The sequence below is a fragment of the Sphingobacterium sp. UBA1897 genome, from assembly GCF_002337775.1.
GTDB classification, from domain to species: Bacteria; Bacteroidota; Bacteroidia; order Sphingobacteriales; family Sphingobacteriaceae; genus Sphingobacterium; species Sphingobacterium siyangense.
In genome coordinates this window covers 1-12,664 of sequence record NZ_DDGR01000021.1, presented here as the reverse complement: position 1 = coordinate 12,664, position 12,664 = coordinate 1, and the positions used below count along the sequence as shown (strand labels likewise).

Annotated in this window: 12 protein-coding genes; 3 read left to right on the top strand and 9 right to left on the bottom strand. The window is 40.3% G+C overall.

Annotated features, from left to right (window positions below):
- The first annotated feature begins 23 nt into the window (after positions 1–23).
- A complete protein-coding gene (xseB, locus tag B4N43_RS12360) occupies positions 24–245 on the top strand; it encodes an exodeoxyribonuclease VII small subunit (protein ID WP_075990493.1) in 222 nt (73 codons plus the stop codon).
- On the opposite strand, the gene B4N43_RS12355 is transcribed toward xseB, so the two are convergent.
- The 9 genes from B4N43_RS12355 to B4N43_RS12320 form a co-directional block, all read right to left on the bottom strand.
- On the bottom strand, positions 246–440 hold the full coding sequence (locus B4N43_RS12355) for a hypothetical protein (protein WP_286734992.1): 195 nt from the start codon (positions 438–440) through the stop codon (positions 246–248).
- Between the two features lie 105 nt (positions 441–545).
- On the bottom strand, positions 546–1,190 hold the full coding sequence (locus tag B4N43_RS12350; protein ID WP_088159788.1) for an MgtC/SapB family protein: 645 nt from the start codon (positions 1,188–1,190) through the stop codon (positions 546–548).
- Between the two features lie 85 nt (positions 1,191–1,275).
- A complete protein-coding gene (locus B4N43_RS12345; protein WP_312461476.1) occupies positions 1,276–1,818 on the bottom strand; it encodes a pirin family protein in 543 nt (180 codons plus the stop codon).
- On the bottom strand, positions 1,754–1,990 hold the full coding sequence (locus B4N43_RS25435) for a pirin family protein (RefSeq protein ID WP_312461475.1): 237 nt from the start codon (positions 1,988–1,990) through the stop codon (positions 1,754–1,756). Before B4N43_RS25435 ends, B4N43_RS12345 begins: the two co-directional genes overlap by 65 nt.
- Positions 1,991–2,088: 98 nt before the next feature.
- A complete protein-coding gene (locus B4N43_RS12340; protein WP_286734990.1) occupies positions 2,089–2,835 on the bottom strand; it encodes an aspartate/glutamate racemase family protein in 747 nt (248 codons plus the stop codon).
- A gap of 56 nt (positions 2,836–2,891) precedes the next feature.
- Positions 2,892–3,875, bottom strand: a complete 984-nt coding sequence (locus tag B4N43_RS12335; protein ID WP_286734988.1) for a DUF4973 domain-containing protein — start codon at positions 3,873–3,875, stop codon at positions 2,892–2,894.
- Positions 3,876–3,960: 85 nt separating this feature from the next.
- Positions 3,961–6,018: a RagB/SusD family nutrient uptake outer membrane protein gene (locus B4N43_RS12330; protein WP_286734987.1), complete on the bottom strand. Its 2,058-nt coding sequence runs from the start codon at positions 6,016–6,018 to the stop codon at positions 3,961–3,963.
- Positions 6,019–6,030: 12 nt separating this feature from the next.
- Positions 6,031–9,156, bottom strand: coding sequence for a SusC/RagA family TonB-linked outer membrane protein (locus B4N43_RS12325; RefSeq protein WP_286734986.1), 3,126 nt, complete (start codon positions 9,154–9,156; stop codon positions 6,031–6,033).
- 18 nt (positions 9,157–9,174) lie between these two features.
- A complete protein-coding gene (locus B4N43_RS12320) occupies positions 9,175–10,632 on the bottom strand; it encodes an IPT/TIG domain-containing protein (RefSeq protein WP_286734985.1) in 1,458 nt (485 codons plus the stop codon).
- Between the two features lie 638 nt (positions 10,633–11,270).
- Between B4N43_RS12320 and B4N43_RS12315 the strand changes: the two genes are divergently transcribed.
- Positions 11,271–11,621: a hypothetical protein gene (locus B4N43_RS12315; RefSeq protein ID WP_157625828.1), complete on the top strand. Its 351-nt coding sequence runs from the start codon at positions 11,271–11,273 to the stop codon at positions 11,619–11,621.
- A gap of 387 nt (positions 11,622–12,008) precedes the next feature.
- A partial coding sequence (locus tag B4N43_RS12310) for a class I SAM-dependent methyltransferase (RefSeq protein ID WP_286734981.1) occupies positions 12,009–12,664 on the top strand: 656 nt, incomplete at its 3' end.

The following is a 12,664-nucleotide window of genomic DNA, read 5'->3' as shown; positions in this document are numbered from 1 at the left end:
AATTTTAAAGAAAGCATATCATAATGGAACAGAATTATACCTATACAGACGCCTTTAACGAGTTGCAAACAATCGTAAGGGAAATTGAAAATGGCACAACAAATATTGATGAGCTCGCGGGAAAAATCAAAAGGGCTTCCGACCTCATTCAAGTCTGCAAAGCCAAGTTAACAGCGACGGAGGACGAGGTAAACAGTTTATTACAGAAAATATCCCCTGCTCAGGAAACGGATGATGACGAATAGTTAAACCAAACGACAAGGCACATCAAGATCCTCGGTAAAATAATAACTGGCACATAAGCGGTGGTAACCATCTGCTATGATAAGTTTCCCATTTGCCCGAACCAACAGAATTGGAGATAGCTTTTCTTTCTTCTTGATCTTTCTTAGATTTTCCTTGACTTGGCGATTGGTATCAGGAAGCGGCGGGGAAGTCATGTTCCTGGGGATCCGCTAACCAAAAAGCCTGTCCTTTTTCAATTTTAACTGTACTCATAATATAGACATCATTTCCTAATACATTTCAGCTCATCCTAAAGCTTGCTAATATTGATAAGCCACGACCTGCCTATCACGGCGTACTGTTTCTACAAACTCCCGATGTTTGGTCACATTTCCCGTCAATCGCCAAATGGTATTCAAACTTTCTTTGTTATAGCGTTGACTTACAATGACAGCCTTAAAACCCATCCGTCTGATTAACTGCTCGGTATGTTCAAAATCTGCCTCAGATGAGGTCTGCAGTTCATAGTCTTTTATCTTGTGATAATTGTCAATATAGGTTTGCAAATAAGTTAGCAGCGCTAAAATCATCAGAACCAAGCCTACACCAATAAACGCTAAAAATATATATCCAGCACCAACACACATACCCAAAGAAGCTGCAGCCCAAATTGTCGTAGCGGTTGTTATACCACTTACTTTATTGTCTTCTTTGAAAATCACGCCTGCTCCTAGGAAACCGATACCAGTAATAATGTTTGCCGCCAATCGATCTGGATTTGCCAATCCAATTTTTAATGAAAGAATAGTAAAAAGACAAGATCCAAAGCTCACCAATATAAACGTCCTCAAACCCGCGGATTTATTGCGATATTCACGTTCAATCCCAATCAGCAGACCTATTAAGACTGATAACATGATAAGTAAAACGTCACGCGATTCAAAAGGTTGTAATAGGCTATCCATGAGTTTATTTCTTCTTCATCCAATTTAAGAAAAATAGGGAGATCTATCAAATGATCTCCCTATTAAAGAATAGCTTTTCTTCGACCTAATACATTGGTACTTCAATTAGCAGTAATGATGTATCATAGTAAGCTTCAAGCGCTATTTTTTCAGTTCCGTATAAACCAATGGCATCTCTTCTTGATAGCATTTCATTTGCTACGGCGATCTTTCCTTCCAAAACAAAAAGATAAAGCCCATTTTGCTCCGAATGAACAGTATATTCTATCTTTTTACCCGCCTCGATGTCTGCCAAGTTAAAATATGCATCCTGATGTATGTGTACAGCATTGTTATCCATTTTATCCGGTGAAACAATCGTTGCAAATTTATTGTGCCGATCTAATTGAAGGTAGGATTTCTGATCGTATCTAGGCTCCAACCCTATTTCGTTGGGGATTACCCAAATTTGTAGAAATTTAACAAGATTCTTCTGATCGTTATTAAACTCGGCGTGCTGCACACCAGTACCTGCAGACATAATCTGCACATCTCCTGTTTTGATCGTACGGCCATTGCCCATACTATCTTGATGCGCCAGCGCCCCCTTCCAGTGGTATGCTAACAATTTCCATATTATCGTGTCCATGCCGATCAAAACCTTGACCACCTTCCACCTGATCATCGTTCAATACCCTCAAGGCACCAAAATTCATCCTTTCGGGATCAAGATATTGTCCAAAACTGAATGAATGCGCACTTTTCAGCCAGCCGAAATCGACGTGGCCACGATCACCTTCCCGATGTATAATCTTTTGCATGTTGTCCTCCTTACTGCATAAGCTTCTAACTATCAAGGACAAAACCCATACCAACAGGAATATAAACCCAAAAGCTGACAATTTGTCAAAAGAGAGGACTACAGTGGCTTTAATTTATCCGGAGCTAGCGCGTGAACAAGTGCACGCGCGAGAATTCTATTCGGGTCTATGATAGTCATCCCATTGTAATCCCGTTCAGGGATAGCCAAAGGGAACTCTGCACAACCCAAAATAATGACCTGCGCTCCTTTCTTTTTCAGATCATCCATGACCAACAATAGATCTTCCCTTGCTTTATTCGCAATCGGTACGGGCTGGGCCTTTATTCCATAATCCTCATCATAGATTGCATTATTTACCTTCTCTTGCTGCGATCCTTCCGGCTCGACAACAACGAAACCTTTTCGAATAAATGCTTCCCGATATAAACTGCAGATCTGTTCTCCTGCGGTAGACAAAATCCCGACTGTCGTGTCGGGATAGTTTTCGTCTACAAATCGGACAGTCTCATAGACGATATGCAATAGCTTCAACGTGCTCCCCATACGGGCCATCTCATCTTGAACAACAGAAAAAATTGGTTCTGCATGTGCCGTATTGGACGGAATCGCCGCAATGGTCGCTCCGGCCATTTCAAGTTGTCTTAAAATTGCAGCAATAGCCTTACCGGGATTAACATTGGATTTATCCAATAAATATGCCGTTCGGTCAGAGATCAAATTTGGACATGAGAATAACAAGAGCGGCAAGTGTTCCTGATCGGATCTTGCCGCCGTCTCATCTATAATTTTCTTCGTAATATCCAAGCCTCCATAAGGGCCTAGTCCACCTACTATTCCAATCATAAAACTATTTTTATATCATAGATATAACCAATAGTCTTACAAATGGTTTGTAGAAATTACCATTCTATGGACTGATCTTCGTCAGGAATCTGCGTATTCAATTGACGTTCCAAGATCAATGAGCCCGAAACCTTGAACTTAATAGCTGTCGTAGAAACCATAGTATAGTCGGTAAATTCATAATCTACATTGTTAATAGTGATATAACGGTGCAACAAATAAGGTCGAACATCATCCATTTGTTCAGAGATTGTATAACTCGCGTCTTTATTGACCACAAATTTCATGTTCGGATTTTCGGCTCGGAATGTGACTGCCCCTGTATTGCTAAAGGTTGCATAAATTTTATAATTGCGTCGATCCTGCCTTTCCTCATCAATATTTCCTGCATAAAAGAATACCGTATTTTCATCGACCACGTAGCTTTTGATCTCACTTCTCACGATAGGGGTTTCGTTTTCATGACCATCCATCACGACTTTCATCCCTGTACCACTATACACTCCCGAATAATCGTTGAATGGGTTGATCCTCAGAAGTGCCTTTCGATAATTCTTTCGGCCATTGACTTTATATGTTGATGCAGGATCATCTACAATCGTCAGTGGCAGCACCCATTTCTCGACCATATCAATTCCCTTTAGTGAAAAATCAATAGCCATTAGTCCTACATCCTCTTTTGCCTTAATATTGACAGTGCCGGGGATATTGAAATAGGAACTGGAGAGTTCTTTATAATAAAAGTCTTCTCTATTCTGAAAGCGTTCATAATTCAAGATAGCCAAAGTGTCGGGATCTACCGCAACATGTACATTCAAATCGCTGGGATTTGTCGTCGAACCACTTACTATAAGAGGCTGGAAAAAGGTGGTTTGAGCATCTTCTCTATAACGGATATAGATATTTGACACACCTTTATCGTCCAATGGAGCTTTAAAGGAGACATAATGTTCAAACTGTTCTTCAGCCCACTCATCATTGCAGGAGCTACAAACGATGAACATCGCGAAAAACAAGAGTTGTATATATGATTTTTTCATAAGATTCATACGTAAATAATTATTAAACAAGGGTCTTCATTGATATCGTAATTCCTAGTTGAACTTTCTAATTATTGATATTTTACTAATCATTATAAGTCCATCCGGGATTTTGCGTAAGCTTCTTATTGCGTTTGAGTTCGGTATGACTTATCGGCCAAAACCACATCTTATCCGCAAAGGTTGTCTTAAGTGCCCACACAGCCACAGGCTGGTAAAAAAGATCCTTTTCTGCTTCATTCATGAGGACATTGCAGCCATAGATCGGCAGTGCTTCTTCAATAGGTGCATCCATCCATCGGCGCAAGTCATAATACCGTTGCCCTTCGCCCATCAATTCGATAAAGCGTTCCCTTTTCAAGGTTTTTCGCAACTCATCCTTATTACCATAGACACTCGTAGTATAATCAGGTACTCCGCCACGGATCCTTACTGGTTGTATCCCTTTTTGCATTTCTGCCATATCACGGCTAATCATATAAGTTCCGCCACGCCAGGACGGCATACTATATGAGCCACTTAATTCATTCAGCGCTTCGGCATACATGAGCAAAATATCTGCATAGCGGATCGCTGGCTCAGCCTTAGCAACGACCCTGGAAATATTTCCACCTTCATATGTATCGCTTTCATGCACAAACTTTTTGATACCAAAACCAGTACGCAACCAATAAGCATTTGCAGAATTAAATCCATTCCCTTTGGCATCAGCACTATAATAAAACACCTGTTGGTTTCGATTTTCGGTTTTTGTTTCATTCAATAGGGTCCAAAAGCTACCACTATAAGCAACCGATGCATAGAAACGAGGTTCACGATTGGCATATTGCAAGGAAGCACCTGGGCGCAAAGGTTTATATTTTTTTGTATCATAATCTTCTTGGCTTACGTATCCAGTTACCCTATTAGAACCATTACCACGACCGATCTCCTTATCTTTACCTGGCGCGTCAGTACCATCATTCATATAATAAGCATCGATCAGTTTTTGTGTGAGGCCATGTGTATTCCAGCCTGTGGCAGAGCGGGGCAGTTGATGGATTACCATCTGATCTATCCCTTCATTTGTTTGATTATTGCCCCGGGTGAAAATTAATTCCGGATTGCCTGAGGGCTGTAGCGTTCCGTCAAACACCCGAGCATATGATTTTTCAGGGTCAATATCTGCCCAGCCCGAAGGCCAGCTTTTATCAGAAAAATTATGATCCTCCGGCGGTTTGATACTTGCATCGGAGCCGGTTTCCTGAAACTGCACGGTATAAAGTTGATATACCCCCAATTCTATCACATCTCTCGCTGCAGCAGCGGCCTTTGCCCATTTTTCTTCTTTATACTCCGCCGCCAGCAGCCGTTTACCATTATTGTCGACCAACAATGCAGCGTAGCTCGAATTATTGCCATTAGCCAACGGACTAGCAGCATAAAGTAATACTTTGGCACGCGCGGCCAATGCCGCTCCTACAGTAGGACGGGCTGAACCGTCCTGACCTCGTTTCATCCCTAGCGCCTCCATTTCTTTAGCTGCCTGCAATAATTCTTCACTTATATAGTTAGCACACTCTTCGTACGTACTCCGTGGAATAGCGAGATTATCATAACTATCGGTATAGTCAAGACCTTCATCCGGTAATAGTGGTATTGGCCCATATTTGCGGAGCAATAACCAGTAGAGATAAGCCCGAGCAAAGCGTGCCTGCCCTCTATAATCCGATATTTCCTTCTCGGACATCTCGGTATTCATATAGATATTATGAATGAAGGTTGAGGCATTGCGAATACCGCGATAGGATTGTGTCCAACTTCCTTGTTTATCACTTTCGGTATATTCCCCCATCTTGAACATATTGTAGGACAGTTCGGTTTTCGAGGGGTCGTAATCATGATCTCTATCCCCATAAAACATATCATCGGCAAAGCAATGCGGGGTTAATCCTTTACTGGCAACATCGGCATTTTCGCCTTTAAACTCCTCAAAAACATGTGCTAGCCACTCTTCAGAATAAACCTTGCTTTTGAATACTTTATCGACAGTAAGTCCGTCTTTGAAATATTGATCTTGATTTAAATAATCTTTTTTACAGGAAGAGATCATTGTCGCGCTGAGCGTCAATAGCATGATTAAATATAAGTTTCTTTTTTGCATCTTCTCTCTATTTTAAAGGTTAACATTAATACCGAACGTCAATGATTTAGGCAATGGATAATCTTCGCCGTGAGATGTAGCCAGCTCAGGATCCCACAGTTTAAACTTGGACCAGGTCAGTAGATTGCTTCCCACCAGAAATATCCGAATACTATTTGTTTTGATTCTATTGGTCAATGCCTTTGGTAAGGTATAGCCTATATCTAATGTTTTGAGACGAATATATTGTCCATTTCGGAGCCAATATGTCGATTCTCTAAAGTTATTTTTATTATCTCCGAAGCTCAAACGTGGATAAGAAGCATTTGGGTCTTCAGTTGCCGGGTTCCCAGAAATATCGGCCGAAATCCACCTGTTGTCTCCCATTACACCTTTCATCACTTGTCCCCATTCCCCTTCCCTAAAAGCCTGGACAGTCTTTCCTTCGATAAAGAATGTTGATTTTCCAGATCCCTGAAAGTGCACACTGAAGTCTAAGCCTTTCCAACTCAATGAAGCTCCTATACCATACACCAGATTAGGACGTCTCGTCGCTCCGATAGCGACGCGATCGCCATCATTTATGACACCGTCTCCATTAACATCTTTGTATTTAATATCTCCCGGCTGATATGTTCCGAAAGTCTGAGTTGGACTATTGCGGATATCATCATAATCTTTGAAGAGCCCCATGGCAATCAATCCGACAGCCTGATCGACACGATATCCTTTCTTATTTTGGTAAGCATATACATTATTCTCTTCGTCGATTGCTGTTACTTCATTTTTGCTATAAGTGATATTACTCCGAGCGGTCAAATTAACCTCACCAAATTTCTGTTTGTATTCAAAACGACCATCAAATCCTCTCGATTTTACGGCCCCGACGTTGGCTCTGGGTGTACTTTCCAATCCCACCATTGCCGACAGATACTCCCTTTTCATATATATTCCAGTACGCTCCTCATCAAACAAATCTAAATTGGCGACTATTTTATCTTTAAAAAGTGCGACATCGAATCCTAAGTTTTTCTTTGTTGCCATCTCCCAGCTAACGTTTGGAGAAGCAATTTGACTATATTTTATCCCACCGTAATAGCGATCAAGACCATAATCTGCCCATTGATACCCCCCTTCAGCAATCCACTTACCCTCGCTATTATAATGACCGATTTCATTAATGGTATATAAATACGGGAAACGCTCGTCTTTACCATCAACTTTTAACTGATCATTGCCTACTTTTCCCCAAGAAAATCTAACCTTGAATAGGTTTATCCACTTGATATTTTCTTTTATAAAAGGTTCTTCTGATATGTTCCATGCAGCAGCAACAGCCGGGAAGAAGCCGTATTGTTTTCCTGTAGCAAAGTTCTCCGATCCGGTATAGCCAAAATTAAAGTCAGTGACATAACGAGACTTCCAATTGTACGTCACCCTTCCGGCCAAGGCCTGATTTCGTCTGGCCACTCCACTTTTGATATCACTCCCCAAATCAACCGTTTTTGTCAAAGCATCACGCGTAAAACGCGCTACCGCTCCAATGTTATGATCTCCCAGACTTCGATCATAGTTAAACATCATATCATAAAATTCACGTCGGTTTCCATCAGAGGAGCTCCCTTGAGTCATTTCTTGCGGATTGGAGATATGCGTATAAACTAAATCTCCATTTTCGTTACGCGCCCTTTCAGCATGCCATTGTTCAGGCCATTTCCGGCGTTGAATATTATTATTGTTATAGGTGTCGTAGCCTACAATTCCTCTAAAACGTAAGCCTTTGGTAATAAAGTCAAAATTTTGCTCTATCGATACGTTTGTTTGAATTTTATTGGTCCAGTTTTCATTAAAGCCAGTTTGTGTTGCCATTACCCAAGGATTGGTCTTATTGCCACTACCGATGGAGGGAACACGTCCATTAGAATATAAAACAGGTGTGCTGATAGGCGAGTATCCGAAAAGAGAGCCCCAAAAATCATCGTCGCCTAATCCGGGGCTATTTCTTTTATCGAGCGATCCTGCAACGCCAACTTTCAATATCGTACTCTTAGTTACATTAATATCCGTATTCAACCGAAAGTTCCAACGTTTATAATTTGCATTGGTATTATAGTCGTTGCGCAATGCTTCATCGGTTTTGTACATCCCCGCCTCATTTATATAGCTTCCAGACACGAAATAGCGCGCAGTTGCCCCCCCTCCGGTCATATTTAAGTTTGCGCGGTAGGTCATGGCACCATCTTTCAATAATAGGTCCTTCCAATCGACATTTGGATAAAGGTCAGGATCAAGCCCCAAGCGCAATATTTCCAATTCTTCAGCGCTATAAACTGGCTCAAAATTGCGGGTTATACGGGCCTCATTCATGAGGTTGGCATAAGAAACACCGTCTTCAAATTCAGGAGTGATAGTACGTGTATTATAGATCGTTTCGTCTTTAAAATTAATATTGATCTTACCCTCTTTACCTCTTTTGGTCGTTATTAATATAACTCCGTTTGCACCTTTGGATCCGTATATTGCTGTCATTGCGGCATCTTTCAGAACCGTAAACGATTCAATATCTTCAATATTGATATCATTGATATCGCGCTCAATATTGTCAACAAGTACAAGGGCAGAGGTTCCACCACCGAAGGTGGAAATTCCCCGAATCCAGAATTCTGAGATGTTCTTTCCGGGCTGTCCAGATTGCATCATCGCCATCACGCCCGGTACATTCCCAGCTAGCGCATTGGACAAACTAGATGTCGGATTAGATTTCATTGTTCCGACATCTACAGAACTTGCGGCACCAGTCATGGTCAATTTTCTCTGGGAGCCGGTACCAGTTACCACGACTTCATCCAATACGCTGGTTTCGGCTTCCTGTAGCCTGATGTCCAGTACAGCGATGTCTTTCACCAAAACTTCCTGCTTCTTGTAACCAACAGAAGAAAATACCAATGTCTTATATCGTTCTACTTTAATTTTATAATGTCCCTTGCTATCGGTCACAGACCCCAACCCGGGAGCGTCCTTTACAGATACGCTAACACCCACGATTGGCATTTTCTGATTATCCGTTACAACTCCTGTCACTTCCAACGTCTCTTGTGCCTGTAATGTATAAGTTACCCCTAGGAGCAACATACATATAAGTAGTATTTTGTTTATCATACTATTCGCTTATTAATCTCAATTATTTTCTTCCATTTCCTCAAGAGCGATCTTACGGATACGCCGGTTTGACTGATCGCCGATATAAAATGCTCCTTCCGCCTCATTATAGGCAATTCCCGATGGACGATCGAATCTTGCATCATCTCTCAAATCCCCATCGACATACCCATATGGATTACTGTTCAGACTTGCACTTCCGCGACCTGCAAATGTGGTGACACTTCCCTCGGGAGTCAATTTGCGTATGGCATGGTTCATCTGATCCGTAAAATAAAAATCATAGAGATCTGGCTTCCCCGCTTCGACATATTCCTGATTTTTGACAAATACACCTTGATAAGGCTGATTTACCCGTGCAGAAGACCCCACACCATCCTTATATCCGGCGCTCCTGACCTGACCACAGAACAAATAAGGCTGATTGAATCTCTTTTTTTCCCAGTTATAGTCCGCGCGCATGATATAGCCTTGATTGATTACAATGATATACGCATAATTTCCAGTTGGATGAATGATCGTCTTATACTCCCATTGAGGATCTTGGATGAGGAATAACTGTTCAACCGGGGTAGAACCAGGTCCTTCACTAAAATATTTGTTCAGATCAAATCGGTAGAATTCCCCTTTTGCGTAGCTATTGTAATACATCTCACCATTAATAGGATGTACAGACGCACCGTTGCACTGTTTACCATATGTCAATATTTCTCTGTCTTGCCAACTTTTAGCACGGGACAATAGATAAGTAGCCCTATCATTTTCGCCACCCCTATCTTCCGCAATGATCATGTATTTTTGATCCAAGGTAAAGTCAACACTCCGGGGGCGATCAAAGTCTGAACGTTTTTTGGTAACCGTACTATCCTCAAAATTGACTAAGTAGAGTCCATTATTATTATCAAACGTTATCCACAGATGTTTTGGATTAGCGGGATCAAACTTCATAAATGAAGGTTCCCAAAAACCGCTTGCCATCTTGTTTTCGTCCACATCTTTAAACTTCCCATCTTTCCAGGGTTCATCGCCACGGGCATTTCTATAACCAGCAAGGGTTGACACAACCAACTTTCGTTGATACTCAAACATTGTGTTAGCTCTGCCAATGACGGGTTTCTCTACTCCGCCCACATGCACTTCGACGTCTCCTTTAAAAGCTTGTTTAGGCACTAGACAATATAAAGATTCGCCTAAAGCGTTAATGACGACAGCTTTTTTGCCACCGATAAAAACTTCTACATTTTTTGGATCATTTCCAAAGTTTTTTCCATAGATCACCAGCCGCTGTCCCATACCCCCTGATTTTGGGATAAAATCAGAAACGACAACAGGTTGGGAAGGATCAAAAGGGATCCCCTCGTTGACACTGACAGGCTTATCATCTTTACAACTTACAACGCTTAAACTTAGCCCGACAACAGCCCAGATTAATCGATACAATAGCCAGCTAAAGCCCGCTGCTTGTTTAGTTTTCATAAGATATTATATATTGGTTAGAATTTATTCTATAAACTTTACTATATCAGCGTCGTCGAATCTCGATTCACTGACTTTACGATATATTCCTTAAAATTTCCTTAACATCACTGCTATGTATAGGATAGTTTTAGGACGAACGGATCGATACCCGCCCTATTATCAGGCGAACACTTTGTTTTAATTTCCACATAATTGGTTACTTTTATATAAAGCTAAATGGTATTAGCCCTCTTAAGCTAAAAAAAGACTTTATGACAATTGCTTCAAAGTCTTCCTGTTTTCAAAATTACTTTTCTAATTATTTTCTTTTTTAAACTAACAATAGCTGTCGACCTTAATCCTTTTTCATTTCGACGGTTTGTCTACTCTTCTTTTTACCGAGGAAATGAATGGATAAATTCTATCTTGACTTTCTAAATGCTTCTCTAAGGTTTTCTTTCTATAATTGATTACTCAAATTTAGGGATTGTAAAGATTCTGATACTATAGAATTATCTCAATAAACTGCTTATTTGTATCAACAAAGTGATGCTATTAAACTGTGTATTTTCCGAATACTCAGCAAATCATTCCAATCCCTCAACCTTATTCGCAGTTTCAATATATGTTGAGCATTTTCGATTTATAAACTATAAATGATGAAAAGGTTACTCTTAATATTTTTATTAATTCACATATTCAGAGCTTCAGCACAAGACCCTCAGGGGAATGACTATTATTTTGGAGAAAATTTTCATTTTAATGGCTATTCTACAGATAAACGGACGATGGTAAGAAGTGATATTGTCTTTGTAAAATTCGATAAATATATATCGCATATCTTCAAGGACTTTCACAACAACAAAACATTGCCGGGCAAAGGCTTAATGCAAATGCCTAATTCACCGATTCTTTTAGGCATAAAACTAAACCCGCAGCTCAAAAACTTTATCTCGCCTAAGATTCAAAATCCTTTTAGGACCTATCATAGAGCAAGCAGAAGCTAGGCAGAGCCCTACTTTTCTTGCCCTATTTACCTAAAATGGGGTTAGAGTATCCTCCGGGGATACTCTCTTCGCTTAATGACACCATTAAGCCTCTTTTTAGTATACCGCCCAGTATACTTTAAACCAGATTTGAATTTAACAGCGATAAGCTATATATCCAATAGGCTAATTATCCAGATAAATGCCCTATAAGCAAGCATACCATCGAATATATATAGCTCCGATATCTCAATAATTATAAATTGTATTCCAGTATTTTAATTTAACTGTAGCGTTCGTAAATAATTATCCGTTTATATAAATAAGACTAAAGAAAGGTTAAGCTCAAGAAAAGAATATTTATTTGTCTGATCAATATCAGATGATGCAACTACTATAAACTTAATCATGGAAAATAATTTGCGAAAACAGGATCAATTCAATGAACATAGCTATGACCTCCATGCCAATTGGTATAATACCCTATATCCAGAAAAAGAACAAAAAATAAAAGTAATCAAGTCACTAAATAGCTATAAAGGAAGTATAAATCACTGGCTCCAGGAGCTTTTTTTCAGATGCCTGAAACCTTTCACCAAGGATAAGAATGCGAAATGGCTTACCCTTGGTGATGCTTATGGACATGACGCCCGCTACCTGCTTGACCAAAATATCCATAATGTTACCGCTAGTGACCTAGATGACAGTTTCCTTAAAGTTTCCCATGAACAAGAGTTTATCAAGGATTTCTCCGCCCAAAATGCTGAATCATTAACATTGGAAGACAATAGTGTCGATTATATACTTTGTAAGGAAAGCTACCATCATTTTCCAAGACCCTACGCAGCTCTTTACGAAATGATCCGGGTAGCCAGAAAAGCCATTATAATTATTGAACCGCAGGATCCGATATCAAAGATGCCTGCCTTATTATATTTAGCCAACCTGCTGGGAAGGATCAACGACAGGATGATCAATAAGATCTGGAAAAATAGGTTCTCCCATGAAACGGTGGGAAACTTTATCTATAAGGTGTCAGAACGGGAATTTGAAAAATTTGCTGC

Excerpts from the sequence above, each read along its gene's own strand:
- xseB (WP_075990493.1), top strand. The coding sequence starts at position 24 with ATGGAACAGAATTATACCTATACAGACGCCTTTAACGAGTTGCAAACA.
- B4N43_RS12355 (WP_286734992.1), bottom strand. The coding sequence starts at position 440 with ATGACTTCCCCGCCGCTTCCTGATACCAATCGCCAAGTCAAGGAAAAT.
- B4N43_RS12350 (WP_088159788.1), bottom strand. The coding sequence starts at position 1,190 with ATGGATAGCCTATTACAACCTTTTGAATCGCGTGACGTTTTACTTATC.
- B4N43_RS12345 (WP_312461476.1), bottom strand. The coding sequence starts at position 1,818 with ATGGACACGATAATATGGAAATTGTTAGCATACCACTGGAAGGGGGCG.
- B4N43_RS25435 (WP_312461475.1), bottom strand. The coding sequence starts at position 1,990 with ATGCAAAAGATTATACATCGGGAAGGTGATCGTGGCCACGTCGATTTC.
- B4N43_RS12340 (WP_286734990.1), bottom strand. The coding sequence starts at position 2,835 with ATGATTGGAATAGTAGGTGGACTAGGCCCTTATGGAGGCTTGGATATT.
- B4N43_RS12335 (WP_286734988.1), bottom strand. The coding sequence starts at position 3,875 with ATGAAAAAATCATATATACAACTCTTGTTTTTCGCGATGTTCATCGTT.
- B4N43_RS12330 (WP_286734987.1), bottom strand. The coding sequence starts at position 6,018 with ATGCAAAAAAGAAACTTATATTTAATCATGCTATTGACGCTCAGCGCG.
- B4N43_RS12325 (WP_286734986.1), bottom strand. The coding sequence starts at position 9,156 with ATGATAAACAAAATACTACTTATATGTATGTTGCTCCTAGGGGTAACT.
- B4N43_RS12320 (WP_286734985.1), bottom strand. The coding sequence starts at position 10,632 with ATGAAAACTAAACAAGCAGCGGGCTTTAGCTGGCTATTGTATCGATTA.
- B4N43_RS12315 (WP_157625828.1), top strand. The coding sequence starts at position 11,271 with ATGATGAAAAGGTTACTCTTAATATTTTTATTAATTCACATATTCAGA.